An 18,165-nucleotide genomic window follows, 5' to 3' on the forward strand; every position below is an offset into this window, starting at 1 on the left:
AGCGGGGGCCGCTGGGCTACCCGGTGACCGGGACGCGGTCCACCCCGGACGGCGTGGGCCGGTACAACCACTTCGCCGGCAGCGACGGCTCCTCGATCTACTGGACTCCCGACACCGGTGCGCACGACGTCCACGGGGTCATCCGTTCCCGCTGGGCGGAGCTGGCGTGGGAGCGGGGGCCGCTGGGCTACCCGGTGACCGGGACGCGGTCCACCCCGGACGGCGTGGGCCGGTACAACCACTTCGCCGGCAGCGACGGCTCCTCGATCTACTGGACTCCCGACACCGGTGCGCACGAGGTCCGCGGCGACATCCGCCGGCACTGGGCGAGCCTGGAGTGGGAGCGGGGGCCGCTGGGCTACCCGGTGAGCGGGCAGTACGAGGTCGCGGACGGGCTGCGCAGCGACTTCCAGGGCGGGGCCATCGTGTGGAACCGGGACACGGGCGACACCGAGGTGCTGCTGGCGGGCTGATCGCCGACCGCGGCGCCGCCCGCCGTTGATCACCCGGCGATGCGGGCGCACTCCGGGCAGCGGTCGGTGCCGGCGAAGGCGAGCCAGTCCTGGTCGGCGACGGCGGAGACCAGCACGCCGCACACCGACTGGTCCAGGCCGTCCACGACGGGCCGGGCGACGGCGTGGGTCAGCGCGCTGCTGCTGCGCGGGTCGTGGGCCACGGAGGCGACGTGGGTGCCCGAGAGCTGGGTGCCGGTCAGGGAGAGGCTCGCCGTCATGGGCAGCAGCCTGCCGGACGAACATGACGATCTGACGTCGACCAGACGTTGATCCCGCGATGGTCCGTCACACGAGCCCGCGGCGGCCAGCTGTCGGGGGCACGAGGCCGCGGGACACCCCGGCAGGTGCGCAACCACCTCGCGCACACCGGGCGTTCGGCACGAGACGGGTCAGCGGATGCCGGTCGGGGTAGGACCGTCGGCAGCCCGAGCCGCGCCGTGCCCCGCCACCGCCTCCCAGGAGGTCCCCATGACCCGATCCCACCGCGTCTCCACCCGCAACGGTCAGCCGCTGGTCAACCAGAACGACCCCGAACGCCGGACCAGCGTCGAGCGCCTCATCACCGCCCAGGACGCCGCGACCGACACGTCGGACGCGGGCGGCGGTGACAAGAACGCGCCCAACGCGCGAGGGCTGTTCCAGGAGCACAGCTGGCTGGTGCCGGTCACCGCCGTGGCCGCCATCCTCGCCGCGTTCGGGCTGATGATCGCGCTCACCGCGCTGGCCGGCGGCACGGCCTCGTTCGGCGGCTGACGCTCAGCGCCGGACGGCGTCCAGGTAGCGCAGCACCGCGCTGACCCGCCGGTCGGTGGCGTCGGTGGGCGGCAGGTCGAGCTTGGCGAAGATGCTGCGGATGTGCTTGTGCACCGCCCCGTCGGTGACCACCAGCCGGGAGGCGATCGCCGCGTTCCCCACCCCCTCGGCCATCAGCGCCAGCACCTCCCGCTCGCGCGCGCTCAGCCGGTCCAGCCCGGCGTCCGGCCGGGACCTGGTGAGCAGCTGCGCGACCACCTCCGGGTCGATCGCCGTCCCGCCGTCGGCCACCCGGTGCAGCGCGCCGAGGAACTCCTCCACCCGGCCCACCCGCTCCTTCAGCAGGTAGCCCAGCCGCCGAGACCCGCCGGCCAGCAGCTCGGTGGCGAACGCCTGCTCCACGTACGCCGACAGCACCAGCACCGCCAGCTCCGGCTGCCGGCGCCGCGCCTCGACCGCGGCCCGCACCCCCTCGTCGGTGTGCGTCGGCGGCATCCGGACGTCGACGATCGCCACGTCCGGCCGGTGCGCGTCGACCGCGGCCAGGAACCCGTCCGGCTCACCCGCGGTGGCCACCACGTCCAGGGACTCCGCGCGGAGCAGCAGCGCCAGCCCCTCCCGCAGCAGCGCGTCGTCCTCGGCGATCACGATCCGCACGGCAGCTCCACCTCCAGCGTCGTCGGCCCGCCCGGCGGGCTGGTCAGCGTGAACACCCCGTCGTGCGCCTCCACCCGCCGGCGCATCCCGGCCAGCCCCGAGCCCGCACCTTCCACCGCGCCGCCGTGCCCGTCGTCGGTGACCGCGAGCGCCAGCCGGTCCCCGTGCCGGCGCACCGTCACCCGCGCGGACGACGCACCGCTGTGCCGGGCCACGTTGGTCAGCGCCTCGGCCACCACGAACCACGCGGTCGCCTCCACCGACGCCGCGCAGCGCCCCGGCACGTCGACGTCGATCGTGCACGGCACCGGGCTGGACGCCGCCAGCCCGCTCAGCGCCCCGGCCAGCCCGCGGTCGACCAGCACCGGCGGCAGGATGCCCCGCGCCACCGACCGCAGCTCGGCCAGCGCCTGCTCCGCGGCGTCCTGCGCCCGCTCCAGCAGCTCCTCGGCCGCGGGCGGGTCCCGGTCCAGCGACCGCCGCGCGGCGCCGAGCAGCACGGTGACCGCGACCAGCCGGTTCTGCGTGCCGTCGTGCAGCGACCGCTCGATCCGCCGCAGCTCGGCCAGGTGCGCGTCCAGCGCCGCGGCCCGGGTGGCGGTCAGCTCGGCCACCCGCAGGGTCAGGTCGGTGCCCGGGGGCGGGCCGAGCAGCCGGCTCACCACCCGGCGCTGGAAGCGGGCCATCAGCGGGGTCACGCCGACCGTCAGCGCCGCCCAGCCCAGCCCGAGCAGGCTGACCGCCAGCGCGTCGGCGGTGCTGTCGACCTGCCACCACCAGGGAGAGCTCTCGGCCAGCTCACCGCTGAGCAGCGGCCGCCACAGCGGGAAGGTCAGGTCCCGGACGGCGTAGATCGGCAGCGCCACCCCGATCAGGTCGTAGACCAGGCCGACGGTGCCGTGCAGCGCCACCCAGGCCACGTCCCGGCGGACGGTCGGATCGCCCAGCGCTGCTCGCCAGGACGTCGGCGCCGGGCCGGGGCCGAGCACGTCCGGGCCCCACCGGCCCAGCCGGGTCCGCTCCTGGTCGGCCAGCCGGCGCACCGCCCGCACGGCGCCCGGCACGAGCAGCAGCCCGACCCCGACCAGCGAGAGCGCGGCCACCAGCAGCACCCACAGCAGCAGGCAGAAGGCCAGCAGCGCCGTGCCGAAGCCACCGCCCAGCTGCCCCAGCGCCTCGAGCACCGACCGGCCGACGCCCCGGCGGCTGCGGGCGGACGACGACGGGTGCGGCACGGCCCAGACGCTAGGTGCGCCGGTGACCCCACGTCACGCGAACCTCCCCAGGAGTACAGCCTGCTGTACCTGCAAGAGGCCAGGTCAGGGGATCGAGAGCGAGCCCGTGCCGGACGAACCTCGACGGGGACACCACACCCCCAGGAGGACCCCGTGCCCGATCCCCACCGCATCGACGGCGACCCGCAGGCCCCGCCGGCCCGCCGCACCGACGCCCACCCCGTGCGCACCCTGCTGTGGGTGCTGCTCGCGCTCAGCGTCGCCGGCAACAGCCTGGCCTCGCTCGGCGTGCTGCCGCTGGCGCTCAACATCGCCTTCGGCCTGGTCACCGCGGCCTGCGTCGCCGCACTCGTCGTCGACCACCTCCGCCGGCGATGAGCGCCCCGCTGACCGCCCCCGGGAACCGGCGCGCGGACGCGCCGGAGCCGGCCGTGCTGCTCCGCTCGGTGAGCAAGATCCACCCCAACGGCGTCCGAGCGCTGGACGACGTCTCCCTCGGCGTGCGGCGCGGCACCTTCCTCGCCGTCATGGGCCCCTCCGGCTCGGGCAAGAGCACGCTGCTGCACTGCGCCGCGGGGCTGGACACCCCCACCGGCGGGGAGGTGCTGCTGGCCGGGCAGGAGATCAGCCGGCTCGACGAGACCCGGCGCACCGAGCTGCGCCGGGACCGGATCGGCTTCGTCTTCCAGTCCTACAACCTGCTGCCGGCGCTCACCGTCGCCGACAACGTCACCCTCCCGCTGCGGCTGGCCGGTGCCCCGCCGGGCCCCGGGTGGGTGCAGTACCTGCTGGACCGCGTCGGGCTGGGCGGGCACCTGGACCGCCGGCCGACCGAGCTCTCCGGCGGGCAGCAGCAGCGGGCCGCGATCGCCCGGGCCCTGGTCGCCCGGCCCGCCGTCGTCTTCGCCGACGAGCCCACCGGTGCCCTCGACCGGACCAGTGCCGCCGGTGTCCTCGGGCTGCTGCGTGAGCTGGTCGACGAGCTGCAGCAGACCGTCGTGATGGTCACCCACGACCCGGCGGCCGCCGCCGAGGCCGACCGCACCGTCGTCATGGCCGACGGCCGGATCGTCGACACCCTGGACTGGCCGACCGCCGCGGCCCTGGCCGCGCGCCTGGTCGCGCTCGGGGAGGGCTGAGCCGTGCTGGGCCTGGCCACCGCGATGGCCCGCCGCCGGCTGGCCGCGCTCGTCGCGGTCTTCTGCGCGGTGCTCGGCGGCGCCGCGATCGTCACCGGAACCGGCGTGCTGATGGAGTCCGGGCTGCGCTCGGAGCTGCCCGCCGGCCGGCTCGCCGGAGCCGACGTCCTGGTCGCCGCCGACCAGACCGTCTCGGTGCCGGAGGACCTGCCGATCGCGCTGCCCGAGCGCGCACCGCTGCCCGCCGACCTGGCCGGCCGCCTCGGCGAGCTGCCCGGGGTCACCTCCGTCGCCACCGACGTCGGCTTCCCGGCCGCCCTGCTGACCGGGGACGGCGCCGTCGTCGACGCCCCCGACCCGGCGCAGGGCGGGCACGGCTGGTCCTCGGTCGACCTGCTGCCCGGCGCAGACGTCACCGGCGCGGCCCCCGACGGGCCCGGGGAGGTCGCGCTGGGCGCCGACCTCGCCGCCGCGGCGGGGCTCACCCCCGGCGACCCGGCCCAGGTCGTGGTCGGCGGGGGGCGCCCGGTCGACGTCCGGGTCACCGCCGTCGTCTCCCCGGCCGGCGCCGGGGTGCTGCTCCCGGACGACGCCGCCGCGATGCTGCGCGACGACGGTCCGCGGGCCGGCACGGTCGACCTGATCGGCCTGCGGGTCGAGCCCGGCACCGCCGACGACGTCGCCGCGGCCGCCCGCCGGCTGGTGGAGCCGCAGGGCTTCGAGGTGGCCACCGGCGACGCCCGCGGCGAGCTGGTGCTGCCCGAGGCGGCCGCCGGCCGCTCGCTGCTGGTCGTGCTCGCCGGCTCGCTGGCCGGGGTGCCGCTGCTGGTGGTCGGGTTCATCGTCGCCGGTGCGCTGAGCGTGAGCATCGCCGGCCAGCGCCGCGAGCTCGCCCTGCTGCGCGCCGTCGGCACCACGCCCCGGCAGGTGCGCCGGCTGGTCGCCACGCAGGCGTCCCTGGTCGGCGTCGCCGCCGCCGTCCCCGGCCTGGCGCTCGGGTACCTGCTGGCCGGCCAGCTCCGCCGGCTGCTGGTGCACCTGGGCATGCTGCCCGCCGAGCTGCCGTTGACGGTCTCCCCACTGCCGGCGCTGGCGGCGCTGCTGCTGGTGCTGGCCGTCGTCCAGGTCGCCGCCCGCTCGGCCGCCTGGCGGGTCTCCCGGGAGCCGGTGACCACCGCGCTGGGCGAGTCGCGCACCGGGCCGAGGACACCCTCGCGCGCCCGCACCGTCGCCGGGCTGGCGCTGCTGGCGGCCGCCGTCGTGCTGTCGGTCGCGCCGCTGCTGTCGCGTTCGGTGCTGGGGGCGGCCGGCGCCTCGCTGGCCGGCCTGGTCGCCGCGATCGGGCTGGCGCTGGCCGGGCCGGCGCTGTTGCGCGCGGTCACCGGGCGGTTGGCCCGGGCGCTGCCCGCCGGCACGTCCGCGCCCAGCTGGCTGGCGGTGGCGAACCTGCACGGCTACGCGCTGCGCTCGGCCGGGGCGGTCACCACGCTGGCCATGGCGGTGGTCTTCACGCTGACCTACGCCTTCTCCCAGACCACGGTGAGCGGTGCCGCCGAGCAGGACGCCGCGGCCGGCACGCTCGCCGACACCGCCGTCGTCGCGCCGGGCCTGGGCGGGGTGCCGGGCGACGTCGTCGCCGCGGTGGCGACCACGCCCGGCGTGCAGGCCGCCGCGCCGGTCAGCGCCACCACCGTGCTGCTGAGCACCAGCCTGCTCGGTGACGTGACCGTCGAGGCCGAGCAGGCGCTCGTGCTCACCCCGGACGTCGCGGGGGTGCTCGACCTCGGCGTGCGGGACGGCGACCTGGCCGACCTGTCCGGCGCGACCGTCGCCGTCGCCCGCGGCGTGGCCGAGGTGGGGGAGGAGCTGCCGCTCACCCTGGGCGACGGCACGGAGGTCGAGCCCCGGGTGGTCGCCGTCTACGACCGCGACCTCGGGTTCGGCGGGGTGGCGCTCTCGACCGACCTGGTGGCCGGGCACCGCACCACCGACCTGGCCGACCAGGTGCTGGTGCGCACCGACGGCAGGGCGGCGACCGCGGACCGGCTCGCGGCGCTGGTCGGGGACCGCCCCGGCGTCGTGCTGGACGACGCGGCAGCCGGCACCGAGCAGGGCGTGCCGCCGGAGGTGTGGCTGAACGTGGCCGTCCTCGGGGTGCTGCTGGGCTACGTGCTGCTGGGCATCGCCAACGCGCTGGTCGCCGCCACCGCCCAGCGCCGCGACGAGCTCGCCGCGCTCCGGCTGACCGGCACCACGCCCGCGCAGGTGCGGGCGATGATGCGCCGGGAGGCCGGGCTGGTCGCGTTCGCCGCCGTCGCGGCGGGCGTGCTGCTGTCGGCCGTCCCGCTGGCGCTGCTCGGCATCGGCTTCCTCGGCCACCCCTGGCCGGCCGGCCCGTGGTGGCTGCTGCCGGCCACCGCCGCCGTCGTCGTCGGAGTCGCGCTGGCCGCCATCGAGGTGCCGACCCGACTGGCGCTGCGCACCGGGCCGGCCGAGACGCTCGCCCGGGCGACCTGACCCCCTGCGGTTGCGCGAGGGAGCACCCGTCCGGGCGCCTGATCGGTGGCTTCCCGCGCAACCGCACCCAGGGTCCTCCGGCCCGGGGGTGGGGACCCTCGCCCCTGCCCCCGCGGCCGCGCCGTCCCGAGCATGGGAGCTGGGCGCCGCCCGGCGCCCAGCTCGTCCAGGGAGTGGTCATGAGCATCGACACCGAACAGCGTCCCGTCGCGGTGGAGCAGCCGGCCGTGCAGCCGGCCGAGCAGTCGGCGACCGACAAGGGGCTGGAGAACCGCGGCTGGGTGCTCGTCGCGGGCGTGCTGGTCGCGGCGGTGCTGGTGTTCGCGGTGATGGCCGCGCTGACGGTGCTCGCCGGCGGGGACGGCTACCCGCACTGAGCGACCCGCACGGGGTCATCCGCCCGGGGTCACCCCCGCGGGCACTCCCGGCCGGTCACTGGCCGAGGTCGCGGTTCTGGCTGTGCTCGCTGAGCTGCGGCGCCTCCGGGTCCGGGAACGGCCGCGGCGGTCCGGCGGTGGTGTGAGCCCAGCACAGCCGGCACAGCTGGGTGGGCTCAGGCTCGGCCAGCAGCGGGTGACCCCCCAGTGCGCGCACCTCCACCCACCCCACGGCGGACTCTGCGGGAGACTGGGCCCCGCACTGGTCGCAGCGGTAGAACACGGTCATCGTGGTGCCTCCAGTGCGAGGAACGCCGGCGGTCCTCGGTGCGGTGCGTGGGGAGGTGGTTCAGGCGGTGGGCAGCAGCTCGGCCAGCTCGGCCTCGAACCACTCGTCGTCGAGGTCCTCGACCTCGTGCAGTTCGAGCTCGGCGAGCAGTGCGCGGGCGGTGGCGAGGTCCATGTCCCGACCCTGCGAGGCCGACCGCACGGGTGCCTCCAGCGATCCGCAAGGAAGCCGCAATCCACCGCCGGGCTCAGCCGCCGCGGTCGACCTCCGCCCGCACGACGCCCAGCAGCGCCGTCTGCAGCGTCTGGTCGGTGTGCTCGCCCCGGTCCAGCGCCTCCCGCGCCGGCCCGGGCAGCCGGCTGACCTCGAGGTCGTCCAGCCAGACGGTGTCCCCACCCACCTGGCGGCCCAGCCGGAGCACGTCGCCGTCGCGGTGCACCAGGTACTCCTCGCCACCGAGCTCGATCGTCGTCGATCCACTCATGTCGTGACCCCTACCCGGTGGCAGCGTCCGGGTACACCCGGCGGCACCGCCCGGGCGCGTCGTCGGTCACTCTTTGCGGGCGTGTCGGCACGACGTGCTTCATGCTCGGAACGGTGGCGCCGATGGTCTCGGTGACACCGGGACCGGATCCGCGGCGCCCGACGACCCACAGCCCGGAGGTGTACGTGCCCCCAGCGACCAGGGTCTCGCTCCTCCCCGCCGACGTGCACGAACGCCGCCACGACGGCCAGCTGGAGGCCGGCCTGCTCGCCGGCGTGCTCGACGCCCTGCCCTCGCCCACGGTCCTCATCGACACCGACGGGACCATCCTGCTGGCCAACTCCGGCTGGACCGACGTCGCCGACGTGCTCGGCGTGGAGGACCTGCGCGTCGGGGTCGGGGGCAACTACTTCCAGCTGATCCTCGGCCTCAGCGACGACGCCCGGAACCGGCGGCGGATCGCCGAGCTCACCGCGCTGTCGGAGGGCCGGCGGGAGACCGTCGCCACCGACTACGCGCTGCCCACCCCCGCGGGGGTCCGCTGGTACCACCTGCAGGCCGCCCGGGCCGATCAGGCCGGCCGGGTGGTGGTCACCCACACCGACGTCACCTCCCGGGTCCGTGCCGAGCGCGACTCCGCCTGGCAGGCCCGCCACGACCACCTCACCGAGCTGCCCAACCGGGCCCACCTGCACGAGCTCATCACCGCCGAGCTGGCCCGGCCCGACCGCGGCCCGGTCACCGTGCTCTTCCTCGACGTCGACGGCTTCAAGGACGTCAACGACACCCTCGGCCACGAGGTCGGCGACCACCTGCTGCGGCAGCTGTCCGCCCGGCTCACCGGGCGCACCCGGGCGGAGGACACCGTCGGCCGCCTCGGCGGCGACGAGTTCGTCGTGCTCTGCCGGGACTGCGACGTCGACGGCGCCCTCACCCTCGCCGAGCGCTTCCGGCGCACCTTCGACGAGCCCTTCCAGCTGGCCGGGGAGCGGATCACCGGGCTCAGCGTGAGCATCGGCATCGCCACCGCCGGCAACGAGGACGTGCGCTCCACCGACCTGGTCCGCGACGCCGACCTGGCCATGTACGCGGCCAAGGCCGGCGGCCGCGACCGCGTCCGGGTCTTCACCCCCGAGCTGCGCTCGGCGGTCCGCCAGAAGGTGCTGGTCGCCGGCGAGCTGCGCCAGGCCATCGACGCCGGGCAGCTGGTGCTGCACTACCAGCCGGTGCTGCACCTGCCCAGCGGTGAGGTCAAGAGCGTGGAGGCGCTGGTCCGCTGGCAGCACCCCGAGCGGGGGCTGCTCATGCCGGCGGACTTCATCCCCGCCGCCGAGCACAACGGGGTGGTGGTGCGGCTGACCCAGTGGGTGCTGGCCGAGGCCACCCGGCAGGCCGTCGCCTGGGACCGGCTCGGCCTGCCGCTGGTCACCGGGGTCAACATCAGCGCCGCGCACTTCGCCACCGGCACGCTCGTCGCCGACGTCGACGACGCGCTGACCGCCGCCGGGCTGCCGCCGGAGCGGCTCCTGCTGGAGCTCACCGAGACCAGCGTCGCCGAGGACCCGCTGCGCGCCGCCGCGCAGTTCGCCCAGCTCCGGGTCGCCGGAGTCGAGGTCTCCATCGACGACTTCGGCAGCGGCTTCTCCTCGCTCAGCCAGCTGGTCTCCATCCCCGCCGGGCTGCTCAAGCTCGACCGGAGCCTGATCGCCGGCACCCGGGTGCGCCGCAGCGAGTCGGCCGCGGCGATCGCCGCCGTCGTCGGCCTGGCCTCGGCCTGCGGGATGCAGAGCCTGGCCGAGGGCGTGGAGACCGCGGACCAGCTCGCGCTCGTCACCGAACTGGGCTGCACCTACGCCCAGGGCTTCCACATCGGGCACCCGATGCCCGCCGACGACCTCACCGCGTGGCTGCGTCGGCGGGTGGCCGGCCGCGGTGCCGAGCACCCGCCGCCGGGCTGACCGCCGGGCTCAGCCCGGCTCGCCGCGCAGCTTGCGGCGCGCCACCACCACGAGGTCGACCAGCGCGACGGCGGCCAGCACGAACAGCACGATCGGGAAGACCACCGGCACCTGGTCGATGTTCAGCGCGAGGATCCCGAACACCGTGCAGATCACCAGGCCGAAGGCGGCCAGCACCAGCCGCAGCGTCAGCGCGCTGCGGGCGGGGGCGGCCCCGCCGATGCCCGCGGTCGGGTCGTGGTGGTCGGGCAGTCCCTGCTCGTACTCCGTCCGGCTCCGGTCCTTGCGGGGTTCGCTCATGCCGGGTGCAGGTACCCGGGCGCCGGGCGCACTACCCTCGATCGACGTGGCCGCTGACTTCTCCGTCGTCCTGGACGAACTGAACACGACCCTCGCGTCGATCGAGGCCGTGCTGCGCGTCGACGACCTCCGCCAGGAGATCGCCGAACTGGAGGAGCAGGCCGCTGCACCGGACCTCTGGAACGACGTCGAGGCGGCGCAGGCGCTGACCTCCAAGCTCTCCTACCTGCAGGGCGACCTGCGCCGGGTCGAGGAGCTGCGCAGCCGTCTGGACGACGTCGCCGTGCTGCACGAGATGGCCGCCGAGGAGGACGACCCCGCCGTCACCGCCGAGGCCGAGCGCGAGCTGACCAGCATCCGCACCGCCATCGAGGAGCTGGAGGTGCGCACCCTGCTGTCCGGCGAGTACGACTCCCGCGAGGCGCTGGTGACCATCCGCTCCGAGGCCGGGGGCGTGGACGCCGCCGACTTCGCCGAGATGCTGCTGCGCATGTACCTGCGCTGGGCGGAGCGGCACAAGTACCCGACCGAGGTCTACGACGTCTCCTACGCGGAGGAGGCCGGCATCAAGTCGGCGACCTTCGCGGTCAAGCAGCCCTACGCCTACGGCACCCTCTCGGTCGAGCAGGGCACCCACCGGCTGGTGCGCATCTCGCCCTTCGACAACCAGGGCCGCCGGCAGACCTCCTTCGCCGGGGTCGAGGTGCTGCCCGTCGTCGAGCAGACCGACCACGTCGACATCCCGGAGAACGAGATCCGGGTCGACGTCTTCCGCTCCTCCGGCCCCGGTGGGCAGAGCGTCAACACCACCGACTCCGCCGTCCGGATGACCCACATCCCGACCGGCATCGTCGTCTCCTGCCAGAACGAGAAGTCCCAGATCCAGAACCGGGCGGCCGCGCTGCGGGTGCTGCAGGCCCGGCTGCTCGTCGTCCGCCAGCAGGAGCAGCGCGCCGAGATGGACGCGCTCAAGGGGGAGGGGAGCAGCTGGGGCAACCAGATGCGCTCCTACGTGCTGCACCCGTACCAGATGGTCAAGGACCTGCGGACCGAGGTGGAGACCGGCAACCCGGCGTCGGTGCTGGACGGCGACATCGACGCCTTCATCGAGGCCGGCATCCGCTGGCGGCGGCGGCAGGACGCCGAGGCCGCCTGACTCTCCCGCCCCGGGCCGCTGACCCAGGCACGGGAGGGGCGGCGCGGGGGAGAGAACGGCCACACGACGCGTGGGAACCCGGGCTGGACGCCGACGCTCCGTGCGCGTCGCAGCGGCGGTCGGTGGCCCGCTCGTCACTCTGCGCGCACACAGCTTCGGGGCACGCCGTGCGGAGGGGCCGTGCCGGGCCTCGCGGCAGGTACCGTGGCGCCTCGTGATCGAATTGCAACACGTCACCAAGATCTACCCGACCAGCCCCCGGCCGGCTCTGGATGACGTCTCGATGCAGATCGACAAGGGCGAGTTCGTCTTCCTCATCGGGTCCTCGGGTTCGGGCAAGTCGACCTTCCTCCGGCTGCTGCTGAAGGAGGACAGCCCCACCAAGGGCGTCATCAAGGTCAACGACAAGAACCTGAGCACCATGAGCAAGTGGCAGGTGCCCAAGCTCCGCCGCACCATGGGCTGCGTCTTCCAGGACTTCCGGCTGCTGCGCAACAAGACGGTCGCCGAGAACGTCGCCTTCGCCCTCGAGGTGATCAACAAGCCGCAGCGCACCATCAAGCGGGTCGTGCCCGAGGTGCTGGAGATGGTCGGCCTGGACGGCAAGGAGAACCGGCTGCCCAACGAGCTCTCCGGTGGCGAGCAGCAGCGGGTGGCCATCGCCCGCGCGTTCGTGAACCGGCCGCTGGTGCTGCTGGCCGACGAGCCCACCGGGAACCTGGACCCGGAGACCAGCCAGGACATCATGCTGCTGCTGGAGCGGATCAACCGCACCGGCACGACCGTGGTGATGGCCACGCACGACTACCACATCGTCGACTCCATGCGGCGGCGCGTGATCGAGCTGAACGACGGGGTCCTCTCCCGCGACCAGTCTCGTGGCGTCTACGGCGTTGGCCGCTGAGCTGCGGGCCGCCGGGCCCGCCGTGCAGCTGAACGACACGACAGGGAACTGATGCGCGTCAACTTCGTCCTCTCCGAGGTGGCCGCCGGGCTGCGCCGGAACCTCACCATGACGGTGGCCATGATCCTGACCACGGGGATCTCGCTCGGGCTCATGGGCACCGGCCTGCTGATCGCCAACATGATCAGCGACATGCGCGAGATCTACTACGACAAGGTGCAGGTCTCGATCTACCTCACCGACGACGTCACCGAGGAGCAGCGCGACTCGATCGCCGCCACCCTCGAGAACTCGCCGGAGGTGGCCAGCTTCCTCTACGAGTCGAAGGCCGAGGCCTACGAGCGCTTCACCCAGCAGTTCCAGGAGCAGCCGGCGCTGATCGCCAACACCCCGGAGGACGCGCTCCCGGAGAGCTTCCGGGTCGAGCTGGTCAACCCCGAGCGCTACCAGGTCATCGCCGAGCAGTTCCCGGTCGGGCAGAACGGTGTCGAGGACGTCCGCGACGAGGGCGACTTCCTCGACCGGCTCTTCAGCCTGCTCAACGGGGCGCGCAACGCCACCATCGCGGTGGCGGTGGTCCAGGCGCTCGCGGCGCTGCTGCTGATCTCGAACACGATCCAGCTGGCCGCGTTCAACCGGCGCAACGAGACCAACATCATGCGGCTGGTCGGCGCCTCGCGCTGGTACACCCAGCTGCCGTTCATCCTGGAGGCGGCGCTCGCCGGCCTCATCGGCGCGGGGCTGGCGATCGGCGGCCTGGTGCTCACGAAGATCCTCTTCGTGGACAAGACGCTGGCCGGCCCGATCAAGGCCGGGATCATCCCGCCGGTCGACTGGTCGGCGATCGCCGCGATCTCGCCGATCATCGCCGCGGCCGGCGTCGGCCTGGCCGCGATCGCCGCCTACGTCACCCTGCGGCTGTACGTGCGGCTGTAGCCGTCAGTTCTGCGGTCTCGTGGCTTTCTGGCCGGAGTGACCACGAGACCGCAGAACTCACCGGCGCAGGGCACGGCGGACGGCGGTGACGACCTCTTGCGGGCGACCCAGGACGTCGGCCGAGCTGAACCGCAGCACGACCCAGCCCTCCAGCACGAGGCGGTTCTGCCTCCTGAGGTCGGTGACGAAGACCCGACGCTCGCGGTGGACGTCGCCGTCGAACTCCACCAGCACCTTTTCGTCGGGCCAGGCCAGGTCCCCGAAACCGATCTGGCGCCCGGCGTCGTCGCGCACCTGGTGCTGCAGCGCCGGCCGGGGCAGGCCGGCTTCGTGCAGCAGCCACCGGAGCACGGACTCCATCGGCGAGTCCACCCTCGGGTCCGCGACCGGGAGTACCTGCCGGGCGCGGGCGGCGCCCCGTCCGGTGGGTCGCCGTTGCAGCGCGGCCTGGAGCTCGGCCGGCCGGCACAGCACGTCGAGGAGCTGGTCGGTCACCGCGAGCAGGGCAGCCGGCTTCAGTTCCGCTGCGAGATCACGCCAGGTGCGGGCGGGTGTCGTCACCGGCATGCCCCACCACCGGGCGACGTCCTCCGGCGGCAGTGGTGCTCGGTGCAGGCGACGGTCGGCCCGGTTCCGGGCCCTGGACCCCGCCGGCACCGTCAGCTGGGCCACGCGCGAGGGCGAGGCCAGGGGGATCTCGATCCGCCACAGTCGTGCGGCGGTGTGGTGGCTGATCACGGCACCGGGCGGCGCGGTCAGCAGGACCGCCGGCAGTCGCGTGCGCAGGTCGGCATCGTCGCTGCGCGGGAGATAGGTGTCCCGGCTGAGCCGCACCACGTCCGGATGGCGGAGCTGCCAGTCGGTGATGCCGGCAGCGCGCGCGGCCGCGCGCGTGCTCGGGCCGCGCATGCGGGACGGTGCGGGGCGGCGGGGCACCCGCAGAGGGTGGCGGTTCGCCCGCCGGCGGCGCCGGGGCTGTCCACAGGCCCAGCGAGTGCTGCGATCCGGTGGCTACCCGGCAAGGGCGACCACCAGATCGCAGAACTGGGAGGCAGCCCAGCGGCGCCGTGATCGTTTGCGGGGCCTTCGTAGACTGGTGGGCATGCCGCGGGAACAGGGGCGCAAGCTGATCGCCCAGAACAAGAAGGCGCGGCACGACTACTCGATCCTCGACACCTACGAGGTGGGCCTGGTGCTCACCGGCACCGAGGTGAAGAGCCTGCGGGCCGGCCGTGCCTCGCTCGTCGACGGCTTCGCCTCCGTCGACGACGGCGAGGTGTGGCTGCAGCACGTGCACATCCCGGAGTACACCGAGGGCACGTGGACCAACCACACCCCGCGCCGCAAGCGGAAGATCCTCATGCACCGCGCCGAGATCGAGAAGCTGATCGGTAAGACCAAGGAGGGCGGGCTGACGCTCGTCCCGCTGGACCTGTACTTCAAGGACGGCAAGGTCAAGGCCACCCTCGCGCTGGCGAAGGGCAAGAAGAGCTACGACAAGCGGCAGGACCTCGCCGAGCGCGACTCGCGCCGGGAGATGGAACGGGCCTTCGGGCGCTACGTGAAGGGACGTCGGTGAGAGGGATCGCGTACGACCGGTTCGGGGACGTCGACGTGCTGCAGCTGCGCGACGACCTGCCCGAGCCGCCGGTGGGGCCGGACACCGTGCTGGTCCGCACGCACGCCGCCGGGGTCAACCCCGTCGACATGGGCATCCGCGCCGGCGGCCTGGCCGGGTTCTTCCCGCACCACTTCCCGATCATCCCCGGCTGGGACCTGGCCGGAACGGTCGAGGCGGTCGGCCCGGCGATCGTCGACTTCGCCCCGGGCGACGAGGTGTTCGGCTACCTGCGCCGCGACGAGGTGCAGTGGGGGACGACGGCCGAGCTGGTGCCCGCCCCGCAGCGGTGCCTCGCGCACAAGCCGTCCTCGCTCTCCTTCGCCGAGGCCGGGGCGCTGCCGCTGGCCGGGCTGACCGCCTACCAGGCGCTCACCGAGGCGCTGGCCGTGGGCGAGGGCGACCGGGTGCTGGTGCACCGGGCCGCCGGCGGCGTGGGCTTCTTCGCCGTGCAGATCGCCGCGGCTCTCGGTGCGCACGTGATCGGCACCGCCAGCCCGCGCAACCACGGCTTCCTGCGCGACGCCGGGGCCGCAGAGGTGCTCGACTACTCCGCCGGCCCGATCAGCGAGCAGCTGGCCGAGCCGGTCGACGCGGTCCTGGACCTCAACGGCGGGGACGCGCTCACCGACGCCCCCAAGCAGGTGCGCGACGCGTCCCGGATCGCCAGCGTGGTCGACCCCGCGGTCAACGAGATGGGCGGCCGGTACGTCTTCGTCCGTCCCGAGCGGCACGACCTGGAGGAGCTCGGCCGGATGGCCGACGCCGGCCAGCTGCGGGTGTCGATCGCCAAGGCGTTCCCGCTGGAGCAGACCGCGCAGGCCCAGGAGCTGGTGGCCGGCGGGCACGTGCGCGGCAAGGTCGTCGTCACTCTGCGCTGACCGCGACGGGGCGACCGAGGAGCTGAGCGCCGGCGGAGTCGAGCCGGTGCTGCTGCGCCGACGCCGGCGGAGCCGTCTCATCCACCCACCTCCCGCACAGTCGTGCTTTGCCCACCCCAGGTGGGCAGAGCACGACTGTCGGTGGGGTACGGATGGCCCGGCTCCGCTCGTGGTCTGCCCACTCCTGGTGGGCAGGCCGCGACTGCCGACGGGAGGGCGCAGCCGGTCCGGCGGCGCAGGCGCGGGTGTGCTCGCGGTCCCCGCCCGACCGGTGCCGCAGGCGTGAGCACCCGGGCGCACCCGATAGCGTCGACGCTCGTGCCCGACCTCACCCTCCCCGCCGGACTGACCGCCCGCCCGATCCGGCCCGATGACGTCGGCGCCGTGGCGGCGCTGCTCAGCGCCGCCGAGGAGGTGGACGACACCGGCGTGCACGAGTCGCCGGAGGACCTCGCCGGCGCCTGGTTCAACGAGCTGGTCGACCTGGCGCACGACACCCGGCTGGTGACGACGACGGACGGCGCCGTCGTCGGGTACGCGACCGCGATCGCCCCGCCCACGTTCCGGGACGCCTACGGGGTGCACCTGCAGGGGCGGGTGCACCCGGAGTGGCGGAGGCGCGGCATCGGGCGGGCGCTGCTGGCCTGGCAGCTGGCACGGGGCGAGCAGCTGCACGCGCAGCGGCACCCGGAGGCGCCGGCCCGGCTGACCGCGACCGTGTACACGACCATGCCCTCGCTGGAGGCGCTGCTCCGCCGGGCCGGGCTGGTGCAGGTGCGCTGGTTCTTCCACATGGAGCGCCCGCTCACCGACCTGCCGCCGCGGCGCCGGCTCGACGGTGTCGACCTGGTGCCCTTCACCTGGGACCGCGACGAGCAGGTGCGGCTGGCGCACAACGCCGCCTTCACCGAGCACTACGGCTCCAGCGAGCGGGACGTGGCGTCCTGGCAGGTGATGTTCACCGGACAGCGGAACTTCCGCCCGGACCTGTCGGTGCTGGCCGTGGAGGACGGCGAGGTGCTCGGCTACGCGCTGGCCTACGTCTCCGAGGCGACCGCCGCGGCCACCGGTTCCCGGGAGAGCTACTTCGGTCAGATCGGGGTCGTCCCGTCGGCCCGGGGCCGGGGGATCTCCAAGGCGGTGATCATCGAGGCGCTGCACGCCGCGGCGGCCCGGGACTGCCGGACCGCCGGGCTGGAGGTCGACAGCGAGAACGTGACCGGGGCGCTCGGGCTCTACGAGAGCCTGGGCTTCACCACCGCCCGCACGCAGGTCTCCTGGTCGCGGCTGCTCGAGCCGGTCGCCGGGGCCTGACCGGCGTACCGTCGGGGGTGATGCGGACCACCCTGCGCGCCGTCGCGGCCACCGGCCTGACGGTCGGCGCTGCCCTGGTGACGCCCACCGCGGCGGCCGCCGCCGAGCGCCCGGGCCGCGACGACCCCGTCGGCTACGACGTCTCGTACCCGCAGTGCAGGTCAGAGCTCCCCGACGACGCCGCGTTCGCCGTCGTGGGGGTGAACGGCGGGATCGCCACCACGCCGAACCGGTGCCTGCCCGAGCAGTGGGCCTGGGCGACCGAGGCCAGGGGGGAGGTGCCCGGGCAGCCGCCGGTGCAGTTCTACGTGAACACCGCCAACCCCGGCCAGGTGCGCGACCAGGTGACCACCTGGCCGGAGCTGGGCAGCAACCGCTACGGGGTCTGCGACGGCGGGAACAGCGCGGCCTGCTCCTACGAGTACGGCGTCGCCCGGGCCGCGGGGGACGTGCGGATCGTGCTGCGGGCCGCGCGCGAGGCCGCCGCGGAGCTGGACGACGACGTCCCGGCCGACATCGCCGCGGTGCGCGACGTGACCGACCTGGCCGGGTACCGCTGGTGGCTCGACGTCGAGACGATGAACACCTGGCAGGCCGGCGGCGCCGACGCGAAGCGGAACAACCGGGCGACGCTGGAGGGCATGACCGACCACCTCACCGCGCTGGGCGGCGAGGTGGGCGTGTACTCGACCGGCTACCAGTGGCGGCAGATCGTCGGCTCGGTGCCCGCCGGGAGCAGCCTGACCGGGCTGGACAGCTGGCTGGCCGGGGCCGACGACCGCGCCGACGCCGCCCGGATGTGCCGGTCGGCCCCGCTGGTCGACGGCGGGGACGTGACGCTCGTCCAGTACGTCGTCGGCCGGCTGGACCACAACCGGGCCTGCACCCCCGCCGGGGACTGAGCCGGCGTCGTCGGGTGTTCATCACCCGGACGGGCGCTCGGGGGTGCGGCGCCCGCCCCGGGCGTGTCACGATGGACGACGGCCCGCTGATCCACGCCGGCCCTGTGGGACCTCCGGGAGGTGACTGGTCGTGCGCACCGAACCCCCCAGTTGCAGTCCCGAGGTCCCCACCTGCTGATCCGCCCGGTCACCCTTCGACCCGGCGGCCGCACGGCGGGGACCTCCTCGGC

At 74.7% G+C, this 18,165-nt stretch carries 21 protein-coding genes; 14 read left to right on the top strand and 7 right to left on the bottom strand.

Annotation, left to right across the window (positions count from 1 at the left end; translation table 11 throughout):
* The coding region (locus ACI783_RS06250) for an LGFP repeat-containing protein (protein ID WP_457139647.1) at window positions 1-473 on the top strand (473 nt) is incomplete at its 5' end.
* 29 nt (window positions 474-502) lie between these two features.
* Here ACI783_RS06250 and ACI783_RS06255 read toward each other — a convergent pair.
* The gene (locus tag ACI783_RS06255; protein ID WP_457084515.1) at window positions 503-733 is read right to left on the bottom strand and encodes a hypothetical protein; all 231 of its coding nucleotides are present in this window, start codon (window positions 731-733) and stop codon (window positions 503-505) included.
* A 250-nt stretch (window positions 734-983) separates the two neighbouring features.
* Here ACI783_RS06255 and ACI783_RS06260 point away from each other — a divergent pair, with 250 nt between their 5' ends.
* Window positions 984-1,268 (top strand): hypothetical protein, encoded by a 285-nt coding sequence (locus ACI783_RS06260; protein WP_457139648.1) that lies wholly within the window; start codon window positions 984-986, stop codon window positions 1,266-1,268.
* Window positions 1,269-1,271: 3 nt separating this feature from the next.
* On the opposite strand, the gene ACI783_RS06265 is transcribed toward ACI783_RS06260, so the two are convergent.
* Both ACI783_RS06265 and ACI783_RS06270 read right to left on the bottom strand, forming a co-directional pair.
* Window positions 1,272-1,925 (bottom strand): response regulator, encoded by a 654-nt coding sequence (locus ACI783_RS06265; RefSeq protein ID WP_457139649.1) that lies wholly within the window; start codon window positions 1,923-1,925, stop codon window positions 1,272-1,274.
* Window positions 1,913-3,160: a sensor histidine kinase gene (locus tag ACI783_RS06270; RefSeq protein WP_457139650.1), complete on the bottom strand. Its 1,248-nt coding sequence runs from the start codon at window positions 3,158-3,160 to the stop codon at window positions 1,913-1,915. The genes ACI783_RS06265 and ACI783_RS06270 overlap by 13 nt, the downstream gene beginning before the upstream one ends.
* A gap of 153 nt (window positions 3,161-3,313) precedes the next feature.
* On the opposite strand from ACI783_RS06270, the gene ACI783_RS06275 reads away from it, so the two are divergent.
* The 4 genes from ACI783_RS06275 (at window position 3,314) to ACI783_RS06290 (ending at window position 7,193) form a co-directional block, all read left to right on the top strand.
* Complete coding sequence (locus ACI783_RS06275; RefSeq protein ID WP_457139651.1) at window positions 3,314-3,538, top strand: hypothetical protein; 225 nt, start codon at window positions 3,314-3,316, stop codon at window positions 3,536-3,538.
* A complete protein-coding gene (locus tag ACI783_RS06280) occupies window positions 3,535-4,299 on the top strand; it encodes an ABC transporter ATP-binding protein (protein ID WP_457139652.1) in 765 nt (254 codons plus the stop codon). Before ACI783_RS06275 ends, ACI783_RS06280 begins: the two co-directional genes overlap by 4 nt.
* Window positions 4,300-4,302: 3 nt before the next feature.
* Window positions 4,303-6,816: an ABC transporter permease gene (locus ACI783_RS06285; RefSeq protein WP_457139653.1), complete on the top strand. Its 2,514-nt coding sequence runs from the start codon at window positions 4,303-4,305 to the stop codon at window positions 6,814-6,816.
* Window positions 6,817-6,995: 179 nt separating this feature from the next.
* Window positions 6,996-7,193 carry a hypothetical protein gene (locus tag ACI783_RS06290; protein ID WP_457139654.1) on the top strand — a complete coding sequence of 66 codons (198 nt, stop codon included), beginning with the start codon at window positions 6,996-6,998 and terminating at the stop codon, window positions 7,191-7,193.
* A gap of 55 nt (window positions 7,194-7,248) precedes the next feature.
* On the opposite strand, the gene ACI783_RS06295 is transcribed toward ACI783_RS06290, so the two are convergent.
* A complete protein-coding gene (locus tag ACI783_RS06295) occupies window positions 7,249-7,482 on the bottom strand; it encodes a hypothetical protein (protein WP_457139655.1) in 234 nt (77 codons plus the stop codon).
* Between the two features lie 247 nt (window positions 7,483-7,729).
* The gene (locus ACI783_RS06300; protein ID WP_457084495.1) at window positions 7,730-7,966 is read right to left on the bottom strand and encodes a hypothetical protein; all 237 of its coding nucleotides are present in this window, start codon (window positions 7,964-7,966) and stop codon (window positions 7,730-7,732) included.
* Between the two features lie 179 nt (window positions 7,967-8,145).
* Between ACI783_RS06300 and ACI783_RS06305 the strand changes: the two genes are divergently transcribed.
* The gene (locus tag ACI783_RS06305; protein WP_457139656.1) at window positions 8,146-9,924 is read left to right on the top strand and encodes a putative bifunctional diguanylate cyclase/phosphodiesterase; all 1,779 of its coding nucleotides are present in this window, start codon (window positions 8,146-8,148) and stop codon (window positions 9,922-9,924) included.
* Window positions 9,925-9,933: 9 nt separating this feature from the next.
* Here the strand turns inward: ACI783_RS06305 and ACI783_RS06310 are convergent, their stop codons facing one another.
* Window positions 9,934-10,224 carry a DUF6343 family protein gene (locus ACI783_RS06310; RefSeq protein ID WP_457084491.1) on the bottom strand — a complete coding sequence of 97 codons (291 nt, stop codon included), beginning with the start codon at window positions 10,222-10,224 and terminating at the stop codon, window positions 9,934-9,936.
* Window positions 10,225-10,270: 46 nt separating this feature from the next.
* Here ACI783_RS06310 and prfB point away from each other — a divergent pair, with 46 nt between their 5' ends.
* The 3 genes from prfB (at window position 10,271) to ftsX (ending at window position 13,220) form a co-directional block, all read left to right on the top strand.
* Window positions 10,271-11,380: a peptide chain release factor 2 gene (gene prfB / locus ACI783_RS06315; protein WP_457139657.1), complete on the top strand. Its 1,110-nt coding sequence runs from the start codon at window positions 10,271-10,273 to the stop codon at window positions 11,378-11,380.
* A gap of 214 nt (window positions 11,381-11,594) precedes the next feature.
* Window positions 11,595-12,284: a cell division ATP-binding protein FtsE gene (gene ftsE, locus ACI783_RS06320; RefSeq protein ID WP_457084487.1), complete on the top strand. Its 690-nt coding sequence runs from the start codon at window positions 11,595-11,597 to the stop codon at window positions 12,282-12,284.
* A gap of 51 nt (window positions 12,285-12,335) precedes the next feature.
* Window positions 12,336-13,220, top strand: coding sequence for a permease-like cell division protein FtsX (gene ftsX / locus ACI783_RS06325; RefSeq protein ID WP_457139658.1), 885 nt, complete (start codon window positions 12,336-12,338; stop codon window positions 13,218-13,220).
* A gap of 57 nt (window positions 13,221-13,277) precedes the next feature.
* On the opposite strand, the gene ACI783_RS06330 is transcribed toward ftsX, so the two are convergent.
* The gene (locus ACI783_RS06330) at window positions 13,278-14,129 is read right to left on the bottom strand and encodes a DUF559 domain-containing protein (RefSeq protein WP_457139659.1); all 852 of its coding nucleotides are present in this window, start codon (window positions 14,127-14,129) and stop codon (window positions 13,278-13,280) included.
* A gap of 193 nt (window positions 14,130-14,322) precedes the next feature.
* Here ACI783_RS06330 and smpB point away from each other — a divergent pair, with 193 nt between their 5' ends.
* From smpB to ACI783_RS06350, 4 genes are all read left to right on the top strand, one after another.
* A complete protein-coding gene (gene smpB, locus ACI783_RS06335; RefSeq protein WP_457066169.1) occupies window positions 14,323-14,799 on the top strand; it encodes an SsrA-binding protein SmpB in 477 nt (158 codons plus the stop codon).
* On the top strand, window positions 14,796-15,719 hold the full coding sequence (locus tag ACI783_RS06340; RefSeq protein ID WP_457139660.1) for an NADP-dependent oxidoreductase: 924 nt from the start codon (window positions 14,796-14,798) through the stop codon (window positions 15,717-15,719). Before smpB ends, ACI783_RS06340 begins: the two co-directional genes overlap by 4 nt.
* 318 nt (window positions 15,720-16,037) lie before the next feature.
* Entirely contained in the window at window positions 16,038-17,033 is a 996-nt protein-coding gene (locus tag ACI783_RS06345; RefSeq protein ID WP_457139661.1) for a GNAT family N-acetyltransferase, read from the top strand.
* Between the two features lie 20 nt (window positions 17,034-17,053).
* Window positions 17,054-17,935 carry a hypothetical protein gene (locus ACI783_RS06350; RefSeq protein ID WP_457139662.1) on the top strand — a complete coding sequence of 294 codons (882 nt, stop codon included), beginning with the start codon at window positions 17,054-17,056 and terminating at the stop codon, window positions 17,933-17,935.
* The last annotated feature ends 230 nt before the right edge of the window (window positions 17,936-18,165 follow it).

The organism is Modestobacter sp. SYSU DS0511 (genome assembly GCF_054050755.1).